The 24,063-nt window shown below is 42.4% G+C and carries 24 protein-coding genes; 8 read left to right on the forward strand and 16 right to left on the reverse strand.

Annotated elements, in window-relative coordinates:
* The first annotated feature begins 15 nt into the window (after positions 1-15).
* Positions 16-1,599 (forward strand): ribonuclease Y, encoded by a 1,584-nt coding sequence (gene rny, locus ACILP5_RS03345; protein ID WP_395617244.1) that lies wholly within the window; start codon positions 16-18, stop codon positions 1,597-1,599.
* A 66-nt stretch (positions 1,600-1,665) separates the two neighbouring features.
* Positions 1,666-2,106 carry a GNAT family N-acetyltransferase gene (locus tag ACILP5_RS03350; RefSeq protein WP_395617245.1) on the forward strand — a complete coding sequence of 147 codons (441 nt, stop codon included), beginning with the start codon at positions 1,666-1,668 and terminating at the stop codon, positions 2,104-2,106.
* 24 nt (positions 2,107-2,130) lie between these two features.
* Here ACILP5_RS03350 and bioB read toward each other — a convergent pair whose 3' ends face one another.
* Genes bioB through ACILP5_RS03365 form a run of 3 tightly spaced genes read right to left on the reverse strand, consistent with a single transcriptional unit; the run spans position 2,131 to position 5,573 of the window.
* On the reverse strand, positions 2,131-3,150 hold the full coding sequence (gene bioB / locus ACILP5_RS03355; RefSeq protein ID WP_395617246.1) for a biotin synthase BioB: 1,020 nt from the start codon (positions 3,148-3,150) through the stop codon (positions 2,131-2,133).
* A gap of 14 nt (positions 3,151-3,164) precedes the next feature.
* Positions 3,165-4,934 carry a signal peptide peptidase SppA gene (sppA, locus tag ACILP5_RS03360; RefSeq protein WP_395617247.1) on the reverse strand — a complete coding sequence of 590 codons (1,770 nt, stop codon included), beginning with the start codon at positions 4,932-4,934 and terminating at the stop codon, positions 3,165-3,167.
* Positions 4,935-4,955: 21 nt separating this feature from the next.
* Entirely contained in the window at positions 4,956-5,573 is a 618-nt protein-coding gene (locus ACILP5_RS03365; protein WP_395617248.1) for an inorganic pyrophosphatase, read from the reverse strand.
* A 101-nt stretch (positions 5,574-5,674) separates the two neighbouring features.
* Here ACILP5_RS03365 and def point away from each other — a divergent pair, with 101 nt between their 5' ends.
* Positions 5,675-6,247, forward strand: coding sequence for a peptide deformylase (gene def / locus ACILP5_RS03370; RefSeq protein ID WP_395617249.1), 573 nt, complete (start codon positions 5,675-5,677; stop codon positions 6,245-6,247).
* 8 nt (positions 6,248-6,255) lie between these two features.
* The gene (pheT, locus tag ACILP5_RS03375) at positions 6,256-8,688 is read left to right on the forward strand and encodes a phenylalanine--tRNA ligase subunit beta (protein WP_395617250.1); all 2,433 of its coding nucleotides are present in this window, start codon (positions 6,256-6,258) and stop codon (positions 8,686-8,688) included.
* Here the strand turns inward: pheT and ffh are convergent, their stop codons facing one another.
* A complete protein-coding gene (gene ffh, locus ACILP5_RS03380) occupies positions 8,689-10,023 on the reverse strand; it encodes a signal recognition particle protein (RefSeq protein WP_395617251.1) in 1,335 nt (444 codons plus the stop codon).
* 200 nt (positions 10,024-10,223) lie between these two features.
* On the opposite strand from ffh, the gene ACILP5_RS03385 reads away from it, so the two are divergent.
* Entirely contained in the window at positions 10,224-11,453 is a 1,230-nt protein-coding gene (locus ACILP5_RS03385) for an isocitrate dehydrogenase (NADP(+)) (RefSeq protein ID WP_395617252.1), read from the forward strand.
* A gap of 458 nt (positions 11,454-11,911) precedes the next feature.
* Here the strand turns inward: ACILP5_RS03385 and rplI are convergent, their stop codons facing one another.
* The 4 genes from rplI to ACILP5_RS03405 form a co-directional block, all read right to left on the reverse strand.
* Positions 11,912-12,355, reverse strand: coding sequence for a 50S ribosomal protein L9 (gene rplI / locus ACILP5_RS03390; RefSeq protein WP_395617253.1), 444 nt, complete (start codon positions 12,353-12,355; stop codon positions 11,912-11,914).
* Between the two features lie 36 nt (positions 12,356-12,391).
* On the reverse strand, positions 12,392-12,643 hold the full coding sequence (rpsR, locus tag ACILP5_RS03395) for a 30S ribosomal protein S18 (protein WP_130894912.1): 252 nt from the start codon (positions 12,641-12,643) through the stop codon (positions 12,392-12,394).
* 1 nt (position 12,644) lies between these two features.
* On the reverse strand, positions 12,645-13,007 hold the full coding sequence (gene rpsF / locus ACILP5_RS03400) for a 30S ribosomal protein S6 (protein ID WP_395617254.1): 363 nt from the start codon (positions 13,005-13,007) through the stop codon (positions 12,645-12,647).
* Positions 13,008-13,100: 93 nt separating this feature from the next.
* The gene (locus ACILP5_RS03405) at positions 13,101-14,075 is read right to left on the reverse strand and encodes a hypothetical protein (protein WP_395617255.1); all 975 of its coding nucleotides are present in this window, start codon (positions 14,073-14,075) and stop codon (positions 13,101-13,103) included.
* A gap of 98 nt (positions 14,076-14,173) precedes the next feature.
* Between ACILP5_RS03405 and ACILP5_RS03410 the strand changes: the two genes are divergently transcribed.
* Positions 14,174-14,851, forward strand: a complete 678-nt coding sequence (locus tag ACILP5_RS03410; protein WP_395617256.1) for a YggS family pyridoxal phosphate-dependent enzyme — start codon at positions 14,174-14,176, stop codon at positions 14,849-14,851.
* On the opposite strand, the gene greA is transcribed toward ACILP5_RS03410, so the two are convergent.
* Positions 14,848-15,321, reverse strand: a complete 474-nt coding sequence (greA, locus tag ACILP5_RS03415) for a transcription elongation factor GreA (protein ID WP_130894908.1) — start codon at positions 15,319-15,321, stop codon at positions 14,848-14,850. The genes ACILP5_RS03410 and greA overlap by 4 nt on opposite strands.
* A gap of 195 nt (positions 15,322-15,516) precedes the next feature.
* Here greA and fmt point away from each other — a divergent pair, with 195 nt between their 5' ends.
* Positions 15,517-16,434: a methionyl-tRNA formyltransferase gene (gene fmt / locus ACILP5_RS03420; protein WP_395617257.1), complete on the forward strand. Its 918-nt coding sequence runs from the start codon at positions 15,517-15,519 to the stop codon at positions 16,432-16,434.
* Here fmt and ACILP5_RS03425 read toward each other — a convergent pair.
* Genes ACILP5_RS03425 through ACILP5_RS03440 form a run of 4 tightly spaced genes read right to left on the reverse strand, consistent with a single transcriptional unit; the run spans position 16,424 to position 19,593 of the window.
* Positions 16,424-17,335: a M15 family metallopeptidase gene (locus ACILP5_RS03425; protein ID WP_395617258.1), complete on the reverse strand. Its 912-nt coding sequence runs from the start codon at positions 17,333-17,335 to the stop codon at positions 16,424-16,426. The two genes, fmt and ACILP5_RS03425, sit on opposite strands and share 11 nt — an antisense overlap.
* Positions 17,332-17,958, reverse strand: coding sequence for a LysM peptidoglycan-binding domain-containing protein (locus ACILP5_RS03430; protein WP_395617259.1), 627 nt, complete (start codon positions 17,956-17,958; stop codon positions 17,332-17,334). The genes ACILP5_RS03425 and ACILP5_RS03430 overlap by 4 nt, the downstream gene beginning before the upstream one ends.
* Positions 17,958-18,449, reverse strand: coding sequence for a 5-(carboxyamino)imidazole ribonucleotide mutase (gene purE, locus ACILP5_RS03435; RefSeq protein WP_395617260.1), 492 nt, complete (start codon positions 18,447-18,449; stop codon positions 17,958-17,960). Before purE ends, ACILP5_RS03430 begins: the two co-directional genes overlap by 1 nt.
* A 10-nt stretch (positions 18,450-18,459) precedes the next feature.
* A complete protein-coding gene (locus ACILP5_RS03440; RefSeq protein ID WP_395617261.1) occupies positions 18,460-19,593 on the reverse strand; it encodes a 5-(carboxyamino)imidazole ribonucleotide synthase in 1,134 nt (377 codons plus the stop codon).
* Positions 19,594-19,693: 100 nt separating this feature from the next.
* Here ACILP5_RS03440 and ACILP5_RS03445 point away from each other — a divergent pair, with 100 nt between their 5' ends.
* Positions 19,694-20,239, forward strand: a complete 546-nt coding sequence (locus tag ACILP5_RS03445; protein WP_395617262.1) for a DUF6580 family putative transport protein — start codon at positions 19,694-19,696, stop codon at positions 20,237-20,239.
* 67 nt (positions 20,240-20,306) lie between these two features.
* On the opposite strand, the gene ACILP5_RS03450 is transcribed toward ACILP5_RS03445, so the two are convergent.
* Genes ACILP5_RS03450 through mraY form a run of 3 tightly spaced genes read right to left on the reverse strand, consistent with a single transcriptional unit; the run spans position 20,307 to position 24,014 of the window.
* Positions 20,307-21,581, reverse strand: coding sequence for an amidohydrolase family protein (locus ACILP5_RS03450; RefSeq protein WP_395617263.1), 1,275 nt, complete (start codon positions 21,579-21,581; stop codon positions 20,307-20,309).
* Positions 21,578-22,816 (reverse strand): 3-phosphoshikimate 1-carboxyvinyltransferase, encoded by a 1,239-nt coding sequence (locus ACILP5_RS03455; protein ID WP_395617264.1) that lies wholly within the window; start codon positions 22,814-22,816, stop codon positions 21,578-21,580. The genes ACILP5_RS03450 and ACILP5_RS03455 overlap by 4 nt, the downstream gene beginning before the upstream one ends.
* Before the next feature lie 13 nt (positions 22,817-22,829).
* On the reverse strand, positions 22,830-24,014 hold the full coding sequence (mraY, locus tag ACILP5_RS03460; protein WP_395617265.1) for a phospho-N-acetylmuramoyl-pentapeptide-transferase: 1,185 nt from the start codon (positions 24,012-24,014) through the stop codon (positions 22,830-22,832).
* Positions 24,015-24,063 lie beyond the last annotated feature (49 nt).

Here is a 24,063-nt window from a genome sequence, read left to right on the forward strand (position 1 = left end):
ACACATTCGTTCTATATGTCGACTATATTAACTTTTATTCTACCCCTCATCGCCGCGGCGGGAGGACTATTTGCCGGAAAAGTGTTCTACTCCAAGGTAAATAAAAACATCGAAACAGATGCCCAACGCAAAGCGGAGGATATCGTTAAAAATGCAGAAATCACTGCAGAGAACATCAAGAGAGACCGTATGCTAGAGGCGAAGGAAAACTTCCTACGCCTTCGCTCCGAATTCGAAGAAGAGTCCCAAAACAAAAAAGGAATTCTCGTAGAAAACGAACAAAAATTGCGGGAAAAAGAACGCGTATTAGCACAACAAGCGGAACAACAACGCGTAGCTGAACAAGAATTACAATCAGCAAAACAAAGCGTACAATCGAAAGAAGAAAATTACCGCAAGAAGCTAGAAGATGTAGATAAGAAACGCGAAGAAGCAGAAGTGATGCTAGCGAATCAAATCAGCCAACTAGAGAAGATTGCAGGGCTATCAGCAGATGAAGCACGCCAGCAGATCATGGATGCCCTAAAGGCAGAGGCAGAATCGAAAGCGAGTTCCTTAGTGAAGCAAGCTATCGAAGAAGCAAAATTAACCGCAACAAAAGAGGCGAAAAAAATTGTTATCGAAACGATTCAAAGAACTGCCGCAGAGAATGCGATTGAAAACTGCGTCTCTGTTTTCAACATCGAATCAGATGATATCAAGGGTAAAATCATCGGACGTGAAGGACGTAACATCCGTGCGCTGGAAGCAGCTACTGGAGTGGAGTTCATCGTGGATGATACGCCAGAAGCAATTATCATCTCTGGATTTGATCCTGTCCGTCGCGAGATCGCTCGTTTGTCACTTCACCGTTTAGTTCAGGATGGTCGTATTCACCCAGCTCGTATTGAAGAGGTGGTGAACAAGACCCGAAAGAACATCGACGATGAGATTATCGAAATCGGTGAGAAGACCGTAATCGACTTAGATATTCACGGTTTACATCCGGAATTAATCAAGATGATCGGTCGCATGCGTTTCCGTTCTTCTTATGGCCAAAACCTATTGCAACACTCCCGCGAAGTCGCGAAACTTTGTGCAACGATGGCAGCGGAATTAGGATTGAATGCGAAACTAGCGAAGCGTGCAGGTCTATTGCATGATATTGGTAAGGTTTGGCATGAAGAACCAGAACTTCCTCACGCTTTACTTGGAATGGAACTGGCTCAGAAATACAAAGAGCATCCAGAGGTTTGTAATGCTATCGGAGCTCACCACGACGAGTGCGAGATGACTTCAATGATCTCACCTATTATTCAGGTATGTGATGCAATCTCTGGATCTCGTCCAGGTGCTCGCCGCGAGATGATGGAGTCCTATATGAAGCGTTTACGCGATTTAGAGGCTTTAGCTACTTCCTTCGATGGCGTACAGAAATGTTATGCGATCCAAGCGGGTCGTGAGCTACGTATCATGGTTGATTCCGAGAACGTAAGCGACGAAAAGGCTTCGAACTTATCGTTTGACATTTCTCAAAAAATCGAGAAAGAGATGCAATATCCAGGTCAAATTAAAGTAACGGTGATTCGCGAAATGCGCGCCGTAAACTTTGCAAAATAGGATCGAAATCGAGTATATTTATGGCGCAGCCCTGCGGGCTGCGCCATTTTTTTATCCCTCTAGTACATGGAAATCAAAGCTCCTCAAACCGACTCTGAATGGAAAGCCTATTACGCCTTGCGCTTTAACGTGCTGCGTGAGCCTTGGAATCAGCCCCTCGGATCCGAGGTTTTAGCCGATGAAGACCAGGCCATACATGCCATTGCGGTAAAGAATGGGGAGGTGCAAGGTGTAGCACGCATGCACGAATCTTCTCCGAACCAAGGTCAAGTTCGTTGTGTAGCCATTGCTACAGCAGCGCAAGGAAAGGGGATCGGTAAAGCCATCATGGCCTACTTGGAAGATCAAGCTAAGACGAAAGGTTGGACAGAAATCGTCCTAGAGGCTAGAGAAAATGCGGTACCCTTCTATCAGGCTATTGGATATTGTATTATAGCTGAATCTTATCTGTTGTTTGGGGAAATCCAACATTACCGCATGAAAAAAGCGCTAAAACTTCCGGAATAGCGCCTCTTCATTTAATATTTTCTATTAATGCGTATGCTCTAAACCTTGAGCGCTCGGAATCTGGTTGAATTCAATTCCAGGCTTACGCGCATCTTTGAAGGCTGCCTTTGGTTTGATGCTCAAGATTTGGAATAATTCTTCATCCGATTTCGTGTCCGGATTAGGAGTAGTTAATAACACATCGCCAGAGAAGATCGAATTCGCCCCTGCCATGAAGCAGAAAGCCTGGCCTTCGTAATTTAATTCTAAACGGCCGGCAGATAAACGAACCGCAGACTTTGGCATCATGATTCTAGCAGTAGCAATCACGCGAACTAAATCCCAAACTGACGCCGTCTTTTGATTCTCAAAAGGCGTTCCCTCTACGGGCACTAAATTGTTCACCGGAACTGATTCAGGATGCTCAGGTAAGTTAGCCAGCGTTAAAAGCATTCCGATGCGATCTCCCGCACTTTCGCCCATTCCGATGATTCCACCAGAACAAACGGATAAATTCGCCTTACGCACGTTTCCTAAGGTCTCTAAACGATCGTCGTAGGTACGTGTTGAAATCACGTCTTCATAATATTCCTCACTGGTATCGATGTTGTGATTGTAAGCGTACAATCCTGCATCTTTTAATTTCTGTGCTTGCTCCTCGGATAACATGCCTAAGGTACAGCAGACTTCCATGCCTAAGGAGTTTACTCCTTTGACCATATCAAGTACCCGGTCAAAGTCCTTGTTATCACGCACCTCGCGCCAAGCCGCTCCCATACAGAAACGAGAACTTCCATTGTCTTTTGCACGATTTGCCGCTTGGATTACTTCCTCATACGGAAGTAATTTTTGCACCTTGACATTTGTATGGTAACGCGCCGCTTGTGAGCAATAAGAACAATCTTCCGGGCAGCCACCCGTCTTAATCGAAAGAAGGGTTGAGATCTGCACCTCATTCGGGTCAAAATTCTCGCGGTGCACCGTCGCAGCCTGATAGACCAAGTCCAAAAAGGGTTGGTTGTAAATTTTTTCTACCTCTTCGCGAGTCCAATTATTACGTACCATATCAACTTTAATTTCTATTCAAACTCCATTAAATAAGGCATCATTGCTAAGAAGCCTTCTCTTTTTTTCCAACGGTTCACCTCTAAAACGGAGGAGGCCCAAGGGATGTTTTTGGACAACAAACGCTCTGACAACGACGTCTCCGAAGTTGCAGAACTAAGTAATTCATCTACAAACGATTTAGCCTTCGGATAAACCGCGACTTTATAAGCACCTGGCTTTAATTTCGCTTTCGATGCTGCGATTTCAATGGCCTTGTCTAATCCTCCTAACTCATCCACTAAACCAATTTGCTTCGCTTGTGCACCTGTCCAAACACGACCGCCTGCTAATGACTGCAAACGTTGTAGGGTCATCTTACGACCTGCCGCTGCTTTCGTTGTAAACGATAAATAGCCTTTGTTCACGGAGTTTTGAACGACTGATTTTTGGAAATCAGTTAGTGCGCCAGCCGAATTCATAAAATTAGAATTAGCATGCGTATCTACGTGATCTTGCGTAATACCAAGCGTGTTTTTCAAGAAATTATCTACATTAAACCAAGCCGCAAAAATACCTATCGAACCGGTAATAGTCGTCGGCTGAGCTACAATCACATCTGTACCCATTGCCATATAATAACCACCTGAGGCAGCATAATTAGACATGGATGAGATAATTGGCTTTACTTTCTTTGTTAACTCAATCTCGCGCCACATGATATCTGAAGCCAGAGAGGAACCTCCTGGAGAATCAATACGAAGCACAATCGCCTTTACTGATTTGCTCTCGCGAAGTTTCTTCAACTCTTTCACAAAATCATCTGAACCAATGTTTCCTTCACTGGCTCTCGTTCCAGAAATCTCCCCTTCCGCTACTAAAACCGCAATACGATCTTTCCCTTCGACTTCATCAATTGGATTTTTTGCTTTTAAATAGTTATTCAAAGACACATAAATCACTTTTTCCTTTTCCCCCGACGCCTTTTTCAATAAAGCCTCAAACTCATCCCAATATCCTTGCTTAATCATGCCTAATTTCTCTGCTGATGATGGCTCAAACGCTTGAAGACTATCCGCAATTTGATCTAATTTACGCACCGGGATATTTTTACTACGGGCTATTTTATCAAAAATATAGGTGTTAATGGATTGCAAGAAAGACGAGGTCTGTGCCTTGCTTTCCTCGCTCATATCTTCACGAATGAAGGGCTCCACCGCTGATTTATAGGTTCCTACGCGAAATACTAATGGTTCGATGTCTAATTTGTCCAAAGCCTTCTTATAGAAAGTGTACTGAACGCTAATTCCATTAAAATCCAATAAACCATTCGGATTTAAATAAGTCTGATCCGCCACGGAAGAGATGTAATAGCCTTTCTCTGTGTAGGAATTGGCATAAGCATAGACGAATTTACCAGACTTTTGAAACTTCTGAATCGCCTCCCGAATCTCCGATAACTGAGCATATCCAGCCATTGGAAAACTAGCATCTAAATAGATTCCCTTGATTTTAGGGTCTACTTTTGCGCGCTCTAAAGCGGACAATAATTGAATCAGACCCAGATTTTCAGTAGGAGCAAAATACGCATCTGTTAAAGCTGAAAATGGATTATCCTCTGTCGATGCATTTTCCACGATAGGCCGATTCAAATCCAACCTTAGAACGGAATTATCTTTCAATTCGTATACCTCGTCTGAACTACCAATAGCGGCACCCACGCCAGCTAAAAGCAATATAGAGACGATTGCAAATAAGAAAAGACCAAAAACAGTCGCTAATGAATACTTGACAAATTGCCACATAATCTTATTTTTTATAAGTTTCTAACCAAAGTTTTTACGGTAATCCTCGCGCGCTTGACGAATCACTTCATAAGCTACTTCGCGACCATAAATATCATCAATATCTACCGTATTTGAGGTAGTTTCACCTGGTAACATTTTATAGGTCCAAAAATAATGCCTCAATCGCTCTACAATAGCCTTGGGCGCATCAGAAATATCTTTCCATTTGCCATAAATCGGATCATCCTTCAATACCGCAATAATTTTATCATCCGCCTCTCCCTTATCAATCATGCGAATTCCTCCAATTGGAATCGCTTGACATAAAATATCGCCATGCGTAATCGCACGCTCTGAAAGCACTAAAATATCTAATGGATCCCCATCCCCTCTTTCAATATCCTTTCCCGAATATTTACGTGCTAATTCCGCGATTCCATCAGAACAATAGGTTTGTGGCAAAAATCCATATAAAGCGGGGACAATGTTCGAGAACTTCTGCGGACGATCAATCTTTAAATAGCCCGTCTGCTTATCAATTTCGTACTTTACCGTATCAGTAGGTACAATTTCAATAAACGCGGTCACTAATTCAGGCATTTGATCACCTATTTGAACGCCATGCCAAGGATGTGCCTTAAAGAAGTTTCTATTCATAATCAATTTAATAAATCTCACTTAGGTTAAAAATCCCTGCAAATTACGAAAAACAAAGGATAAATTCTGCTAAATTTGTTGTTTGCATTGCGTTAATAGACATGATTTATCCAATTATACCCTACGGGGATCCCGTTTTAAGAAAAGTCGCATCCCCTATACAATTAGGTAGTATCGATTTAATCAAACTATCGGAAGACATGTTTGAAACGATGTATGCTGCTAGTGGAGTAGGATTAGCTGCCCCTCAAATAGGCATGGACATTCGCTTATTTGTAGTGGATGGACGCCCCATGAACGAAGGAGAAAAAGACGAGGATGTAGATCAGTCATTAATTGGTTTCAAAAAGGTGTTCGTCAATCCCACCATTTTAGAAGAAACAGGCGACGAATGGGGTTTTGAAGAGGGTTGCCTTTCTATTCCCGGCATTCGCGGCGAAGTGTATCGCCCAGAATATGTAAAAATCCACTATTGGACGGAGCAAGGCGAGGAAAGAACCGACCTATTCGAAAGTTTAGCCGCCCGTATTATCCAACACGAATACGATCATATCGAAGGCATTTTGTTCACAGATCATTTGAATCCCGTGAAAAAGCGCCTTATCAAAAATAAGTTAAGTGATATCACGAGAGGAAAAGTTTCCGTGGATTACAAAATGAAACTTACCCGTTAATTAGACAGATGAAAATTTCCCTTAATTGGTTACGCGATTTTATTGATATTTCGAAGCTTCCTGCAAAAGGCAGCCCAGAAGAATTAGACGTTTTATTAACAAACACGGGCTTAGAAGTGGAGGGAATCGAACCTCATGACAAGATTCCAGGTGGCTTAAAAGGATTTGTGGTAGGGGAAGTTTTAACCTGTGAGAAATTTGAAGTAAAAGAAAAGACTTTAAGCTTAACAACCGTAGATGCTGGTGTAGATGAAATATTAACCATTGTTTGTGGAGCTGCGAATGTAGCTGCCGGCCAAAAAGTAATCGTAGCAACTCCCGGCACCCAATTATACGATAAGGACGGTAAAGAATTGTTCACGATTGAGAAGCGTAAAGTCTACGGACAGCCTTCAGAGGGAATGATCTGTGCAGAAGACGAAATCGGAATTGGCACGTCTCATGACGGCATTTTAGTCTTGGATACAGACGCGCCTAACGGAACTCCTGCTGCCTCGTTTTTCGACATTGCTGGCGATTTAGTTTTGGAGATTGGATTAACGCCAAACCGCGCGGACGCTGCCTCTCACTGGGGCGTGGCTCGCGATATTCGTGCCGTAACAGGTCTTCCGATTCAATTGCCTTCGCCTGCTTTAGTCATTGAGAGCAACGCTCATCCAATTAAAGTAGAAATTAAAGACACTGGTTGTGATCGTTTCTGCGGAATTACGCTAGATGGCATTCAAGTGGCACCATCCCCTTCTTGGTTACAGGAACGCTTAGCTGCTATCGGCTTGCGCCCCATCAACAATGTGGTGGACATCACTAACTTCATCTGCCACGGCTTAGGACAGCCGATGCACGCGTATGATTGGCATGAGATCAAAGGTGGTAAATTAATCGTTGATAGCTTACCTGCGGGCACCTTATTCAAAACCTTAGACGGCGTAGAACGCAAGTTAACAGGGGAAGAATTAATGATCTGCGACGCTTCAGGTGCGATCGGATTAGCCGGTGTCATGGGCGGAGAACATTCTAGTATTAAAGATACTACGTCACGCGTTTTCTTAGAAGTGGCCCACTTCAAGCCAGAACGCATTCGTAAAGCGAGCCAAATCCATGGCCTGAAAACAGATGCCTCTTTCCGGTTTGAACGTGGGACAGATATCCAAGCGAAATTGTTCGCATTAGAATACGCAGCCCAATTAATTCAAGAATTAGCCGGCGGTAAAATCACATCCGAGCCGATTGATTATTATCCTACACCTGTTTCTTTAGTTCATATTCCAGTTAGCGTTCAACGTGTTCAACAATACATCGGTGTTGAATTAGCGGCAGATCGAATTAAAGAAATTTTGACACTTTTGGATTTCAAAATTGAGGCTGAAAAAGGCGATGATTTCACAGCCATTGCACCCGCATACCGCGTAGATGTCACCAGAGAGGCAGATATCATTGAAGAGATTTTACGTATCCATGGTTTAGATAACATTCCGTTATCGGATCATTTAAGTGCTAATTTCATTTCGGAATTTCCTTTGTTAGATAAAGAGCGCGTTCAGTTAAATATCTCACAGATTTTGACGGCCAAAGGTTTCCAAGAAATCATCACCAACTCGCTAACGAAAGCCGATGCACACGCAGCGATTGCAAAAGATTTACAATTCGAAACGGTAGAAATCCTGAATCGTCTTTCAGAAGATTTAGGCGTCATGAGACAGCACATGTCCTTCGCCGGATTGGAAGTATTAGCACACAATATTAACCGTCGCCAAAAAGATCTAAAGGTCTTTGAATTTGGCAAAACATACCATAAAAAAGGCGCTAAATACATCGAAAAGAAGCATTTAGCCTTATTTACTACGGGATTGTGGGCCGGAGAAACCTGGTCTAGTGCTACCACTAAAACCGCTTTGCACCACTTATACCAAGTGAGTATCGAGATCATGCGCTCTTTAGGGGTAACACAATTCGAGACAGACACGATTGAGAATTCGAGTGTATTCGCGTTCGGTTTACGCATCTCGATTAACAAAAAAGCTTGTTTAGAGGTAGGTATGATTCACCCGAATCTAGCCAGCAAATGGGAGGTGAAACAAGAAGTATTCTTTGCGGATTTCGATTGGGATTATTGGGTGAAGCAAGAGAAAGCTGACTTCGTGTACCAGGAGATTTCTAAGTTCCCGGAGGTGCGTCGCGATTTATCACTGGTGATTGACAAAACCGTGAGCTACCAGGCGATTCGTAAACTAGCCGAGCAATACGAGAAGACTTTGTTGAAAAACGTATCCATCTTCGATGTGTACGAAGGCAAGAACCTAGGTGAAGGAAAGAAAGCTTATTCTGTCAGCTTCACGCTACAAGACGAGTCTCAAACCTTAACAGATAAGGTCATCGAATCGACTATGGATCGCTTAATGAAAGGATTTGAGAAGGAAATCGGTGCGATAATTAGAAAATAATTATCGCTTGAACATGCCCCCTAAATTAGGCATCTTCATCTTTCCATCTTGTACCTTGTTCATCATCTTCATCATTTTGCGCATGTCCTCGAACTGCTTCAATAGGTTATTTACCTCTTGAATCGACGTTCCAGAACCAGCCACAATGCGATTCTTACGTGATGGATTTAAAATATCCGGATTCTGACGCTCTTTTGCTGTCATCGAATTGATGATCGCTTCGATCGGCTTAAAGGAATCATTGGAAATATCTACATCTTTCACCGCCTGACCCATTCCCGGCACCATTCCCATCAAATCCTTGATGTTACCCATCTTTTTGATTTGCTGTAATTGCGCGTAGAAGTCTTCGAAGGTGAAGTTATTTTGGCGTATCTTCTTATTTAAACGAGCCGCCTCATCTTCGTCAAAAGCCTGCTGAGCACGCTCCACTAACGATAAAACGTCCCCCATTCCCAAGATACGGTTCGCCATACGATCAGGATAGAACTGATCCAAGGCCTCCATTTTCTCCCCAGTAGAGATGAATTTAATTGGCTTATCTACGATTTGACGAATCGAAAGTGCCGCACCACCTCGCGAATCACCATCTAATTTCGTTAAAACAACACCATCAAAATTCAAGCGATCATTAAAAGTCTTTGCTGTATTCACCGCATCCTGACCCGTCATGGAATCCACAACGAACAAAATCTCGGTCGGCTTAATCGCGTCCTTCACGGCTGCAATCTCATTCATCATCACCTCATCTACGGCTAAACGTCCAGCCGTATCGACGATAACTACTTTCTTGCCCATCTTGCGAGCATAAGACAACGCATTTTCTGCGATGCTAACTGCATTCTTATTTTCCGGCTCAGCATATACCTCCACACCCACCTGTTCTCCCAATACTTTCAATTGGTCAATCGCGGCAGGACGGTAAATATCGCAGGCTACTAAAAGCACATTGCGACCCCCTTTTTTAATGTATTGAGCTAATTTTCCCGAAAAAGTTGTCTTACCAGAACCTTGTAAACCAGCGATCAAAACAACGGCTGGCTCCCCTTTCAGGTTAATATCCTGCTTTTGACCACCCATCAATTGGGTTAGTTCGTCGTGCACAATCTTAGTCAATAATTGACCTGGCTCGACGGCGATAAGGATTTTTTGGCCCATCGCCTGATCCTTAATTCTATCCGTGATTTCTTTTGCGACCTTGTAGTTAACGTCCGCATCCATCAAGGCGCGGCGAATTTCCTTCACCGTAGCAGCAACGTTAATATCTGTAATTCTGCCGTTCCCCTTCAGGGTACGCATAGCAGTGGTCAACTTCGAACTTAAATTCTCAAACATAGTATCTAAAAAAAGGACTGCAATTTACGTTTTTTCGGACAAATTTTAATCAAATAAACGAACTGAACTTTACCTGCCCCTTTTACTCAAAAAAATATCCAACATTTGGACAAAAATACCCCAAAATAATGGAGGAAAAAAGATTTAGTCTTTACCTTTGCAGGATTAACATAACCTATCAAAATTTTGATATTATAAAAATGGAAAAAATTAAAGTTGCCAACCCAGTCGTTGAATTAGACGGCGACGAAATGACTCGAATCATCTGGAAATTCATCAAAGACAAATTAATCTTGCCTTATTTAGATCTAGACATTAAGTACTATGATTTAGGCGTAGAATACCGCGATGAGACGAATGACCAAGTAACGATCGAGGCTGCTGAGGCAATCAAAAAATACGGTGTAGGTATCAAATGTGCTACCATCACTCCAGATGAGGCGCGTGTTTCAGAATTTGATTTGAAGCAAATGTGGAAATCTCCTAACGGAACCATCCGTAACATTCTAGATGGCACTGTTTTCCGTGAGCCTATCGTTTGTGCAAATGTTCCTCGTTTAGTACCAAACTGGACTGCTCCGATCATGATCGGTCGTCACGCTTTTGGTGATCAATACAGAGCAACCGATTTCGTTACAAAAGGGAAAGGTAAATTAACCGTTACATTCCAACCAGAAGATGGTGGTGCTGCTCAAACTTTCGAAGTATATAACTTTAAAGGCGATGGTGTTGCGATGACCATGTACAACACAGATGAGTCTATCAAAGGTTTCGCGCACTCATGCTTCAACATGGCATTGAGCAAAGGATGGCCTCTATATTTATCGACTAAGAACACGATCTTGAAGAAATACGATGGTCGTTTCAAAGATATCTTCGAAGAAATCTACTTAGCGGATTACAAAGCACAATTCGATGCTAAGGGTATCGTTTATGAGCATCGTTTAATCGATGACATGGTTGCATCTGCGTTAAAGTGGAATGGTAACTTCGTTTGGGCTTGTAAAAACTATGATGGAGACGTTCAATCAGATACCGTTGCGCAAGGTTTCGGTTCATTAGGTTTAATGACGTCTGTATTGATTACTCCAGACGGAAAAGTGATGGAAGCGGAAGCTGCTCACGGAACGGTGACTCGTCACTACCGCGATCACCAAGCTGGAAAGCCTACTTCTACGAATCCAATCGCGTCTATCTTCGCTTGGACACGTGGTTTAGAGTTCCGCGGTAAATTAGATAACAATGCGGCGTTGATTAATTTCTGCCAAACTTTGGAAAAAGTTTGCGTGGCTACAGTGGAGTCTGGTAAGATGACCAAAGACTTAGCCGTTTGTATCCATGGAAACAAAGTAAACCACGGAGAGCACTACTTATATACAGAAGAGTTCTTAGAGGCTTTAGATACGAATTTGAAGGCAGCGCTAGCGTAGTCGCCGCAGGCGGCTCAGTCGCGACTTCGTCGCTTAGTCGGAGAAAAGTCGTCTCTACGAGACTTAGTCGTTGCTTCGCAACTTAGTCAAAGAGTCGTCTCTGCGAGACTTAGTCGACTTCGTCTTAGTCAAAGAGTCCGGAGGGGAAGAAATTCCTTTCCGGATTTTTTTTGCTTTTTTTCGACTAGGCGACGCAGTCACGACTAAATCGCGCAGCGATGACTAAGTCCGCAGGACGACTAAGCGACGCAGTCGCGACTAAATCGCGCAGCGATGATGACTAAGTCCGCAGGACGACTAAGCGACGCAGTCACGACTAAATCGCGCAGCGATGACTAAGTCCGCAGGACAACTAAGCCGCTTTGCGGCGACTAGCGACTAGATTTTTTTTGGCTTAGGCCAAAAAAAATCGCGCCGATTGCTCAGCGCGATTCCTACTTATCGTTTTGTTTCAAATACTATTCTGAAACCACAGAGAAAGCAATCTTGTGCTTTACTTCCTTGTGTAAGTCAAGCGTAGCAGCGTAATCGCCGATAGTCTTCACTTCTGTATCAAATGAAATTTTCTTACGATCGATATCAAAGCCTTTTTCTTTCAGCATTTCTGAAACTTGAAGGCTAGTCACACGACCAAAGATTTTTCCACTATCACCTGTCTTCGCAGGAATAGTCAATGTCATTTCACCGATCGCTGTAGCTAAATCGAAAGCATCTTGGCGAACTTTCTCCACTTTGTGAGCAGCTTGCTTGATGTTTTCCGCTACAACCTTGCGGTTAGACGGAGTCGCCATGATAGCGAATCCTTGTGGAATTAAGTAATTACGACCGTAACCAGCTTTCACTGCAACGATATCGTTCTTATAACCTAATCCAGCAATATCTGTTTTTAATATAATTTCCATCTTATGTATACAATCAAATGTTTATTGGATAAGGATCTATTTTAAACCGTCAGCCACGTAAGGCATCAATGCCAAATGACGAGCACGCTTAATAGCTTGTGCCACACGACGTTGGAATTTCAATGAAGTTCCAGTGATACGACGAGGTAAGATTTTACCTTGCTCATTCACTAACTTCAATAAATAGTCTGGGTTTTTGAAATCAATATATTGAATACCAGATTTCTTGAAACGGCAATATTTCTTACGGTTACCGTTCTTATCTACAGGTTCGTTAACTAGTGTCATATTATTCTTCTGTTTTTTCTGGTTTTCTACCTACTAATCCTTTTCTCTTTTTTTCATTGTACGCTAAAGCGTGCTTATCTACCGCTAAAGTTAAGAAACGAATCACGCGCTCATCACGCTTGTATTCTAATTCTAATTTAGCGACTAAGGTAGGAGCTGCTGCGAATTCGAAAATTTGGTAATATCCGGTGTGCTTGTTCTGAATCGGGTAAGCTAACTTACGTAAGCCCCAAGCGTCTTCATGAACGATTTGCGCACCGTTTTCTACCAACAGATTCTTGAATTTCTCAACAGTGTCCTTTGTCTGTTGTTCAGACAAAACGGGAGTTAAAATGAACACCGTCTCATAGTTTTTTAATTCCATAAAAAAATTGTTGTTTAAAAACTGGTAAAAATTTGGAATGCAAAGGTACAAAAATTCCTTCACAATCAAAACGTTAACAACAAAATTTTGGAATTAGCGCACTTCGAAAGTGCCCAAGCCGATCAAATAACCTTCTGCATAAAGTTCGATTTCATGCTTCCCATTTTTAAATCCATTGGGTCTCGTATAGATAAACTCCACCGATTGATGGTTATTTTCATAGAATATTCGCTGGCGGCTCGTAAAGGTCAAATCCCGGCCTTTAAATTCAAAGGAACCTGAACCTAAATTGTAATCTGAGATGGTGGAACCGGTAGGCTCAATGATACGGAGAAAAATTGTCTTAATTTCTTTCGAAGCAAGTGTGTTTTCTTGCAGATGAAACATCACCCGTATTTTATCTACTTTCTTTGCTTTCTGATTATTCACTGTGGCCTCTTTCCCTCTAGAAGAAATAGCGTATACATTCACGCCTTCTGCACGCAAGGCTGCTGCGGCACTCACTTTGTCTGCTAACTCTTTGTTCTTGATTTCCAAAACACGGGATCTCTCACTTAACTCTCTTGCTTTTAAACCAAAGGTCTTGCTGGAATCCTTAAGAGCCTTTTGAATAGTAACTAAGCCTACTTTTAGATTTTGAGCTTCCCTGCTAAGCGAATCATTACGTTTTGTTAAGTTAACATTCTCTTTCGTAAGCTTTTTAATCTCTGCATCCTTTAGTCCTAAAAGGTGAACATAAAAACTGATCTTTTTTTGAAATTCGGCCGGATCGATATCCTCTAAGTGTGCTTGGTCGCCCAAAATTTGCGCCTTGGCCGTTTCTAGCTCATTTACTTTCCCACCTAATTTCTTGATTTGAATCAAACGCAAATTCAATTGCTCAGAGACTGAATCTAGTTTATCCTGCGCATTTTCGACGAATTCGTCTTGAGATGGCTGCGATTTCCCTGTACTAAATACTAACTTGTCTACGAGAATCCAACCTACTAATAAGCAGACCAAAATTGTCAAAAGCAATACACGCCGCTTCAAGCCACTCTCCTTTACCTTTGTATTCTCGGATTCCATTTAATCTGCTTTATTTGATCTTATACTCTTGAATCAAAAATAATAAATTAATTTTAATAATATTTTTTAGCCCAAACAAAATTTATACTCCAAGCCCCATGGCCATCGCAGAACAAATTTCCTTGATTAACAAGCAATTAAACGACAGCAATGCTCGTCTTATTGTGGTTACTAAAACAAGAAGCATCGAAGAATTGCAAGAAACGTATGCAGCTGGGGCGATGGAGTTTGGGGAAAACCGGGTGCAAGAGATGGTGGAAAAGCAGGCGGTGTTGCCTAAGGACATTCTTTGGCATCAAATAGGTCACCTGCAGACGAATAAAGTAAAGTATATTGCCCCTTTCGTTCACTTAATTCACTCCGTGGATTCGCTGAATTTATTACAGGAGATTAATAAGCAAGGGGCAAAGAACAACCGGGTAATCAATTGCTTACTTCAACTATTTATTGCGACTGAGGAAAGTAAGTTTGGATTAGATTTCGCAGAGGCGGAGTCTTTGCTAGCGGATCCAGCTTTTGCGCAAATGCAACATATTCGCATCGTAGGATTAATGGGTATGGCTAGTTTTACTGAAAATGAATCACAAATTCGAAAGGAGTTCACGAGTTTAGCTGATTTTTTTCAACAGCTTAAAAACAACAAAACCGGTGTTTCGACCGGTCTTGTTGAATGGACTGAATTGTCCATGGGTATGTCGGGAGATTACTTGATCGCAGCAGAACTAGGAGCCACTTTAGTACGCGTAGGTTCTGCGATCTATGGCCCTCGTCACTAACGCGTTAAGGACATAATCTCAAATTCAAGCTTACCAGCAGGAGCTGTAATTTCAGCTAAATCCCCTACCTTCTTGCCTAATAAACCTTTTCCAAAAGGAGACGAAACCGAGATTTTTCCCAATTTCAAATCTGCCTCTTCTTCAGAAACAATCGTATAGGTTACGGTCATTCCACTTTTCGTGTTTTTGATTTGAACAATTGAATAGATCGAAACCACCGATAAATCGATTGTCGACTCATCCAATACACGGGCTATAGAAATGATTTCCTCCATTTTAGAGATCTTCAATTCCAATAAGCCTTGTGCATCTTTCGCCGCATCGTATTCGGCGTTCTCACTTAAATCACCTTTATCACGCGCCTCTGCGATTTGTTTGGCCATATCTGAACGACCTGTAATCTTCAAATAATGTAATTCCGCTTTTAATTTATCGAGCGCCTCTGCCGTATAATATTGAAACTTTGCCATTCTCTTTTTAGGGTTTTACCTCTGTGCTTAAAAACAAAATAGAACGGCCTCCGACCGTTCTACCTAATTTATTTGTAGTTTTGTTTCGGGTTCGCAACTAAAGTTTTTGTTTTTCTAACAGCACGCAAGGGTTGTTTTGTAGGGGACAAAGATAATAAAAATTCAGACGGATTCCACAAACTATCAAAATCAAGGATGCGGATTATATTTTTTGGAACCCCAGAATTTGCAGTAGCTAGTTTACAGGCCTTAGTTGAGGCTAAGATGGAGGTGGTTGCCGTCGTAACCGCACCAGATAAGCCAGCGGGACGTGGACAGCAGATGCAATCCTCCCCAATCAAGGCCTATGCTTTGTCCTGTGGCATCCCTGTTTTACAGCCTTTAAAACTAAAAGACCCTGTATTTTTAGAGGAACTAGCGGCTTACAAAGCTGACTTACAAATCATAGTAGCCTTTAGAATGCTTCCGGAAGCGGTTTGGAATATGCCGCCGATGGGTACGTTTAATTTACATGCCTCCTTACTTCCTCAATACCGTGGTGCGGCGCCTATTCACTGGGCGGTCATCAATGGAGAGATGGAAACGGGAATTACGACCTTCTTTCTGCAACATGAAATAGATACAGGGGACCTCTTATTTCAAGAAAAGGAACCTATCTCGGAGACAGATACAACGGGGGAACTTTATGAACGCTTGATGAACAAAGGCGGTGCTTTGGTGGTCAAAACGGCCAAAGCCATCGAATCTGGCGATATTCACCCGACTCCACAACAAGAAATAGCTGAACTAAAATCCGCTCCTAAGCTAGATCGAAGCACGGGCGAAGTTCATTGGACGCAGGATGGACAGAACATCGTTAATTTAGTGAGAGGAATGCATCCTTTTCCAGGAGCACATACTGTTTTTCAGGGCAAAAATTGCAAATTAATTGCCGTCGAATTTCATCCAGAAATCATCCCCGATCTAGGGCTGGGGGTTTGGGATACAGATAAAAAAACGTTCTTGCGGGTAGGTTGCAAGGATGGGTATATTAAGATCTTAGAGTGGCAGATGGAGGGTAAAAAACGGCTTAAGATCGACGAATTTTTACGCGGATACAACTTTAATTTCTAACTAATTTCCAGCGACCCGTCGAATAAAAGTAGCCATAGGAGCCTTTTTGGATGAAAATATAATTCTCCTGTAAGTTCGCTAAAACGGTAACGGTGTAGGATTTCAAGGTAAGGTTCTTTGCTGAACTCGGAAAAGGAATCGCTTGAGAGCATGCGCATGGCTTATTGTCGCGCAGCTTATTTAATTCATTCAATAAATCACGCGAATCCTCCACCAATTCTTCTCTACCAATATCCACCTTTTTAAAGTAATTCCGTTCATAGGCATTCTTAAATGGCTCATATTCCAAGGCTACCTCCGGATATTTTTGAATCAAGCTTGCACTGTTTGAAAAGGCTTGAATGTGGCCAGGATCTGGGAATCCCACAAAATCACCGCCCCAATACAAGCCTATTCCCTTTGCTTTGGCACCATATTGATCGTAAATAGCGCCATGTCGCAAATGTTTGCCTTTTCTAGAAATGGCTCCATCCGCAGCTAAACCAAAATTATGAAAGGAAATGAACGCTTTCGAAAAACCCCTCTTCTGTAGCGCTAATTGTTGCTTCTTATTACGAGTGGTAGAGGTATACCGTAAGCGATAGGGGAAATGTATACGCTTGATTAAGCTATCCCGCTTTATTTCAAAGGAATCAATTTCAGCCGCTAAGAGATCTGTCCACGGCCGATGTAATTCAGCTACTTCACGCGCCTCACGCGTACCATCCGGATTAATCCGAATAAAGACATAGTTCGCAACGGAATCCCCTGAAAAGGTTGAATCTTGCTGCTTATAAAGCCACTTGAACTCCTCCCAATCCAGCGATTCTAATGGGACAGGCTCACAAATACGTTGTTCAGCATCTAAATCACTAAAACTCAAAAAGAACCACAAAAGTGGTAGCAAACCAATTAGAATCATTTTTTTAATGGAATGATCAGCACTTCGCCACGAAGTGTAACATCATCTTTCTTGTGGTTAGCCTCCATGATCGCCTCTTTACTGACACCGTATTTTTCGGCTACTTTACGTAATATATCACCAGGCCCCACCGTATGAACGGCTTGAATCTTCACATTTAATTTAGTCGATCCGCTTTTTATTCCGTCTGGATTCACTCCTGGATTTAAAGCTTTCAATTGATCTACTTTCAAACCAAATTTTCTGGCAACAGCAGAGAAGGTCTCCCCTTTTTCTACCGTAATGGAATGAGATTTTCCTGCAGGAGTCGCTACCTCTGGAACGACTTCAGCCTCTGCTTCTTTCTTTTGCTCCGCTAATTCTTCCTCGTCTGACTTTCTGATTATAGAATCTTTTGGCACAATTAATGAATCTGCTGGATCTTGGACTGAATCTATCACCACTTGGGACGCTTCTGGTAACACCTCTTCCTCTATTTCTACAAATTTCTCTGCCTTGATTAATTCATCCTTATCAGGACTCACAAAGTGTTCGAAACCCACTGCAATTAATCCGACAAGTGTCAATAAAAGAATACCCAAGGTGATCACGGGCAGTTTACTGCTTTCTTCGTTCTCGCTCATTATTTTGAAAATTTAGCTTTCGTTTCTTGGCTCATATCAGCCACTTTATCTTCTAATTCCGCTTTGTAAGCGGTATATTTTTCTGCCAAAGAATCATCCGAAATTGCCAACATTTGGATAGCTAAAAGACCCGCATTTTTTGCCGCATTGAGGGCTACCGTTGCAACTGGAACACCATTTGGCATTTGTAAAATAGATAGAACCGAATCCCAACCATCTATTGAATTAGATGATTTAACAGGTACACCTATCACCGGCAAAATGGTTGCTGAAGCAATCATTCCTGGTAAATGTGCCGCACCGCCGGCTCCCGCAATGATCACCTTGATGCCGCGGGACTTCGCCTGCTGCGCATAGGTCATCATTTTCACTGGTGTGCGATGTGCTGAAACGATGTCTACTTCATAGGCCACCCCAAAATCTTTGCAGACTTGAATGGCATCTTGCATCACTCCTAAGTCTGAGCTGCTGCCCATTATAATTCCTACCATAGCTATCAATTTATGCGATTACGCGTATGCTTTGTTTTACTAATTCTGCTTTTTGTTCGATCTCCTCTCGAGAGGCCGCTAGTATCGTAATGTGCCCCATCTTTCGAAAAGGTTTCGTTATTTTCTTTCCGTACAAGAAAGGATGAACGCCAGGAATACCTAAAATCGTATCCAAGCCTTCGTATTTCGCCGGTCCCGTATATCCTTCAGCGCCTAATAAATTCAGCATCCCAGAGTAACTATGCGCATAGGTATCTCCCAAAGGAAGCCCCGTAATCGCTCTCAAATGTTGTTCATATTGTGACGTATCATTCGCTCTAATCGTTTGATGGCCTGAATTATGTGGTCGTGGCGCGACTTCATTTATGAGGATTTTACCGTCTTTCGTTAAAAACATTTCTACCGCTAAAACGCCCACTAATCCCATTTTATCAATTAGGCTAACGGCAATTTGCTCAGCTTCCCGCTCAATTTCGCGTGAAATGGCGGCTGGTGACACTAAAAACTCGACTAGGTTTTGGACTGGGTGAAATACCATCTCCACGGCAGGAAATGCCTTAATCTCTCCTTGCGGATTCCTAGCAACAATAACGGCTAGTTCCTTGTCAAAATCAATCGCCTTCTCTAAAAGCCCAGGTTCTGTAAATCCTTTCGAGGCATCGGCTGCTGAACCGATGTATTGCACCCCTTTGCCATCGTATCCTCCTTTGCCTAGTTTATTAAATGCCGGCAAAAAATCTTCATTTGCTACAATTTCTGCCGCAGATTCAATTAATCTGAAGTCTGCGGTGGGAAAACCGTGGGTTTGAAAAAAGGTCTTTTGGATGCGTTTGTCTTGAATCATTCGAAGCAAATGAGGTTGTGGATAAACCTTAATTCCCTCTGCTTCTAGTTGTTCTAATGCTTCAATATTGACATGCTCAATTTCGATGCTAATTAGGTCAAACTGCTTCCCAAAGGCATATACCGTGTCAAAATCCTGAAATGAGCCCTGTGTGAATTGGGTCGTCAAGGTGTGACAAGAAGCTTCTGGATCTGGATCAAGGCAGGCGATTTGCAAATCTAAGTCGATGGCTGCCTGTAACAGCATTCTTCCTAGTTGGCCGCCGCCTAATAATCCGATTTTGGGAAGTGAAGTAGACATAAATTCGAATTCAATGGGTAAAATTACGGCTTTTGTTTTACCTTTGGAAATTATTTACACCTCGAGAAAAAATATTCTTGTTGGAATCCAATTAAAGACCATGTCAAAAAGAAATTCTACGATTATCGCTTTTATATTGCTTGCTATTGCGAGTCGTTTATTGATTTTAGCCGGACCAGGTTGGGCTAACTTCTCACCTATGGCATCTATGGCCCTTTTTGTTGGGGCGTATTTACACAATCGCAAGCAAGCGATAGCTTGGACTTTATTAGCGGTTTGGGGATCGAATTTGATCCTGAATAACACGTTATATGATTCCTTTTTTCCTGGGTTCTCCTTCGGAATTGACGCGGTTCACATGGGATTGTTTGCCTTGATCTCTTTATTGGGTCCAAACACGACGGCAAGCGCCTCTCGTTTCATCGGCACTAACTTAGCGGCAGCCATGGGATTCTTCTTCATTTCAAACTTCGCGGTTTGGGCAGGATCTGAAATCGCTTACAGTAAAGACATCACAGGATTAATGAACTGCTACGCTGCAGGTATTCCTTTCTTAAAAAATACGATTGCTAGTCAATTCTTATTCTCTGGATTGTTCTTCGGAGCATTTGAAGTATTGAAAAAACAAGTTCCAGCCTTGCGCTAGAATATAAAAGACATAAAAAAAGGGTCGGCTTGCAGATGCGAGCCGACCCTTTTTTGTTTATTCAATTCTAGTTTTTGTAGACCTTTCCGTCTTTCATCACAAAGTTTACCTTAGTCATCAATTTTACATCTGCCACAGGGTCACCAGGCACCGCAACAATATCTGCCACCTTTCCTACTTCGATGGATCCGATCAAATCACTTTGGCCTAATAAATCTGCTGCAGTGACTGTCGCTGATTTAATCGCCTCTAAAACAGGCATCCCTCCTTCATTCATCAGTACGAACTCATAGCCATTTTTACCATGGCCAAAAACGCCCGCATCAGTACCAAATGCTATCTTCACCCCAGCCTTGTACGCTTTAGCAAAAGTTCCTTGAATAACTGGTCCAATAGCTGCGGCTTTCTTCGCCACCATTTCTGGGTAATAATTCGGAATCTTGGAAGAATCTGCTGAAGAACGTCCGGCAATTACCGTAGGCACATAATAAGTCCCCATCTTTTTCATCAATTCCATTAGCTCTTCGTCCATGAACGTTCCATGTTCAATAGAGGTAACGCCGCCTAAGATTGCGCGCTTCATACCTTCTTTTCCATGGGCATGAGCGGCTACCTTATACCCGTAATCTTTCGCCGTTTGAACGATCGCGCGTATTTCTTCATCCGTAAATTGGGCTCCTGAACCATCTTTGGCATAACTCAATACACCGCCAGTTGCCGTGATTTTAATTAAATCAGAACCTTCCTTGTAGCGTTGACGCACCGCTTTCGCCGCATCTGCTACTCCATTCACCACACCATCTTCAGGACCCAAATCCTTTTTGAATGTTTCATTAATTCCATTCGTGTCATCCGCGTGACCACCGGTAGTTCCGATGGTAACACCCGCCGTAAAAATACGTGGACCTTCAACCAGACCTTTGTTAATCGCATTACGAAGACTAATCACTACATGGGTGCCTCCTAAATCACGTACCGTTGTGAATCCAGCCATCAAATTTCTTTTAGCGTACACTAAAGCTTGATAAGCCACATCACCTGGATTCTTCACAAAGCGATCTAAATAGGCGCCTGGATTTGTTTCTGATTCAAGATGCACGTGTGAATCGATCAAGCCCGGCATCACCGTTCTGTCTTTCAAATTGATCACGACATCTCCTTTTCCAGGACTCATAAAGCCATCTGAAACGGCAACAATTTTCTTTCCTTCCACTACAATCGAACGGTTCTTCAAAACCGTTTGCGTTTTCACGTCAATCAAAGAACCGCAGTGTAAAATGGTCTTTTGGGCAAAACCAGCGAATGCTAGTAGGCTTAAGCCCAGGGTCAATACTTTTTTCATAGTTTAGATGTAATTAAGGTTGAAACATGTTTCCAGAAACTTGGATAGCTTTTATTCACTACCGAAGGATCCAATAGGGTAATTTCTTTTTGCATGGCTACCGGAGCAAAAGCCATGGCCATGCGGTGATCGTCATATGTCTCGATGGGTTCGATCATCGATACGCTAGAGAAATCACCACGGACTTCATATTTGTGATTAGTTTGCACTTCTACTAAACTTGCCCCTAATTTCTTCAATTCATTCTGCAAGGCAAGCACGCGATCAGTTTCCTTCACTTTCAAGGACTCTAATCCCGTTAAGGTCAAGGAAATATTCTTGACTGCAGCTACAACGCAGATGGTTTGGGCTAAATCTGGGCAATCAGTGAAGTCCCAAGCTAATGAAGTTTGCGCAGGAATTTTGGTCAACAAATAACCACGGCCGGTATATGTACTTTTCACGCCTAAAGGCTCCATAATGGCTTTAATTTCCGAATCCCCTTGCAAGGAAGCTTCTTTCAAGCCCAACAATTCCAATGAGCTATCTTCGAATGGAGACAAAGCCACCATCGAATACCAATAGCTGGCACCAGACCAATCCGATTCCACGGCAAAAGGCTGCAAAGTGTATTTTTGAGTAGGAATTTCAATCGTACCGTTGGCCCAATCCGTCTTGGCCTGAATACCAAAATGCTTCATCTGAGCCAACGTCATCTCGATATAAGGCTTCGATCCTAAAGCACCCGTGATTTGCAATTTCAGACCTTCAGGCAGCAAGGGTGCCACCATCAAGATTGCCGAAATAAACTGCGAACTTACGTCTCCACGAATGGCGATTTCGCGATTGCCTTGAAATGAAAAACCATTTAATTGTAGCGGAGGATAACCTTCTTGATTCAAATAGGTAATATCAGCTCCCAGCGTTCTTAATGCATCCACTAAAATACCAATAGGGCGCTCGCACATCCGCGGTGTTCCTGTCATCTTTTTCGGGGTACCTGTCACCGCATAATAGGCTGTTAAGAAGCGCATCGTCGTTCCCGCATCTAACACATCTGCCTCCGCACCATTCTCGGACAACAAACGAATCATCGTTTGGGTGTCACGAGCTTCCGCTAAATTCGAGAGATTATCTAAAGATCCTTTCGCAAGGGCATTGATAATTAAGGCCCGGTTGCTCTCAGACTTAGAAGCGGGCAAAGGAATAATCTCCGAAAAAGAAGACGTGCGTGGAAATAACGTAATTTGACTCAAAACTAACCTGCGACTAACGCAATTTTAAAGTGACTAATGACAGAACGGCTAAGATAATTCCGACGATCAAAAAGCGAATAACGATTTTCGATTCGTGGTAATTTTTCTTTTGGAAATGGTGGTGCAGTGGCGACATCAAAAAGACGCGTCGCCCTTCTCCATATTTGCGTTTCGTATATTTAAAGTAGGCCACCTGGATAATGACGGACATATTTTCTATTAGAAAGATTCCACATAAGACCGGAATCAACATTTCTTTTCGAATAACAATCGCTAAAGTAGCGATTACTCCACCTAACATTAAGCTTCCCGTATCGCCCATGAAAACCTGGGCCGGATAGGCATTATACCAAAGGAATCCGATACAGGCCCCCACAAAAGCAGCACAAAAAACGGCGAGCTCCCCTGAGTTAGGAATAAACATCACATTCAAATACTGTGAAATCACTTTATTACCAGAAACGTACGCTAAGATGGCTAAGGCAATACCAATAATCACTGAAGTTCCAGCCGCTAAACCATCAATCCCATCTGTGATATTGGCGCCATTTGAAACGGCCGTAATGATGAAAATGACAACTAAAACGTATACTATCCACACATATTCATCTGGAATAAAGCTAGGCAATAGCATGTTATAATCGAACTGGTTATCCTTCATAAAAGGAACCGTTGTTACCAGTGATTTATGATCAATAAAGGTGCCATCGGTAGCAAACTCTCGAACCTTGATGTGCTGATTAAAATACATGGTTAAACCTACAATGATACCTAAGCCAATTTGACCTATCACCTTAAATTTGCCCGATAAACCCTCTTTATTTTTCTTGAATACTTTAATGTAATCATCTGCAAAACCAACCGCTCCTAACCAAATAGCTGAAGTCACCAAGAGCACAATGTACACATTCGTAATCTTCGAAAATAATAAGGTAGGAATCAATAATGACAACAAAATAATAAAGCCTCCCATCGTAGGAGTGCCTTTTTTTGCCATTTGGCCTTCTAATCCTAAATCCCGAATTTCTTCTCCGATTTGCAATCTTTGCAAACGGTATATCACGGATTTACCCCAAATCGCTGCAATACCTAAAGACGTAATGATCGCCGCAAAAGCACGGAAGGTGATGTATTGAAAAACACCGGCGCCCGGAATATTCAAGGTCTTGTCTAGGTATTCAAAGAGGTAATAAAGCATCTAAATGGATTTTAATTTATAAAATTGCAAAAATTCGAGGGGAATTCAA

This window comes from Aquirufa sp. (assembly GCF_044239315.1).
In the GTDB taxonomy this organism is placed as follows: Bacteria; Bacteroidota; Bacteroidia; order Cytophagales; family Spirosomataceae; genus Aquirufa.

What these genes read in the sequence shown, in the direction of transcription:
- rny (WP_395617244.1), top strand. Translation starts at nt 16, where the DNA reads ATGTCGACTATATTAACTTTTATTCTACCCCTCATCGCCGCGGCGGGA.
- ACILP5_RS03350 (WP_395617245.1), top strand. Translation starts at nt 1,666, where the DNA reads ATGGAAATCAAAGCTCCTCAAACCGACTCTGAATGGAAAGCCTATTAC.
- bioB (WP_395617246.1), bottom strand. Translation starts at nt 3,150, where the DNA reads ATGGTACGTAATAATTGGACTCGCGAAGAGGTAGAAAAAATTTACAAC.
- sppA (WP_395617247.1), bottom strand. Translation starts at nt 4,934, where the DNA reads ATGTGGCAATTTGTCAAGTATTCATTAGCGACTGTTTTTGGTCTTTTC.
- ACILP5_RS03365 (WP_395617248.1), bottom strand. Translation starts at nt 5,573, where the DNA reads ATGAATAGAAACTTCTTTAAGGCACATCCTTGGCATGGCGTTCAAATA.
- def (WP_395617249.1), top strand. Translation starts at nt 5,675, where the DNA reads ATGATTTATCCAATTATACCCTACGGGGATCCCGTTTTAAGAAAAGTC.
- pheT (WP_395617250.1), top strand. Translation starts at nt 6,256, where the DNA reads ATGAAAATTTCCCTTAATTGGTTACGCGATTTTATTGATATTTCGAAG.
- ffh (WP_395617251.1), bottom strand. Translation starts at nt 10,023, where the DNA reads ATGTTTGAGAATTTAAGTTCGAAGTTGACCACTGCTATGCGTACCCTG.
- ACILP5_RS03385 (WP_395617252.1), top strand. Translation starts at nt 10,224, where the DNA reads ATGGAAAAAATTAAAGTTGCCAACCCAGTCGTTGAATTAGACGGCGAC.
- rplI (WP_395617253.1), bottom strand. Translation starts at nt 12,355, where the DNA reads ATGGAAATTATATTAAAAACAGATATTGCTGGATTAGGTTATAAGAAC.
- rpsR (WP_130894912.1), bottom strand. Translation starts at nt 12,643, where the DNA reads ATGACACTAGTTAACGAACCTGTAGATAAGAACGGTAACCGTAAGAAA.
- rpsF (WP_395617254.1), bottom strand. Translation starts at nt 13,007, where the DNA reads ATGGAATTAAAAAACTATGAGACGGTGTTCATTTTAACTCCCGTTTTG.
- ACILP5_RS03405 (WP_395617255.1), bottom strand. Translation starts at nt 14,075, where the DNA reads ATGGAATCCGAGAATACAAAGGTAAAGGAGAGTGGCTTGAAGCGGCGT.
- ACILP5_RS03410 (WP_395617256.1), top strand. Translation starts at nt 14,174, where the DNA reads ATGGCCATCGCAGAACAAATTTCCTTGATTAACAAGCAATTAAACGAC.
- greA (WP_130894908.1), bottom strand. Translation starts at nt 15,321, where the DNA reads ATGGCAAAGTTTCAATATTATACGGCAGAGGCGCTCGATAAATTAAAA.
- fmt (WP_395617257.1), top strand. Translation starts at nt 15,517, where the DNA reads ATGCGGATTATATTTTTTGGAACCCCAGAATTTGCAGTAGCTAGTTTA.
- ACILP5_RS03425 (WP_395617258.1), bottom strand. Translation starts at nt 17,335, where the DNA reads ATGATTCTAATTGGTTTGCTACCACTTTTGTGGTTCTTTTTGAGTTTT.
- ACILP5_RS03430 (WP_395617259.1), bottom strand. Translation starts at nt 17,958, where the DNA reads ATGAGCGAGAACGAAGAAAGCAGTAAACTGCCCGTGATCACCTTGGGT.
- purE (WP_395617260.1), bottom strand. Translation starts at nt 18,449, where the DNA reads ATGGTAGGAATTATAATGGGCAGCAGCTCAGACTTAGGAGTGATGCAA.
- ACILP5_RS03440 (WP_395617261.1), bottom strand. Translation starts at nt 19,593, where the DNA reads ATGTCTACTTCACTTCCCAAAATCGGATTATTAGGCGGCGGCCAACTA.
- ACILP5_RS03445 (WP_395617262.1), top strand. Translation starts at nt 19,694, where the DNA reads ATGTCAAAAAGAAATTCTACGATTATCGCTTTTATATTGCTTGCTATT.
- ACILP5_RS03450 (WP_395617263.1), bottom strand. Translation starts at nt 21,581, where the DNA reads ATGAAAAAAGTATTGACCCTGGGCTTAAGCCTACTAGCATTCGCTGGT.
- mraY (WP_395617265.1), bottom strand. Translation starts at nt 24,014, where the DNA reads ATGCTTTATTACCTCTTTGAATACCTAGACAAGACCTTGAATATTCCG.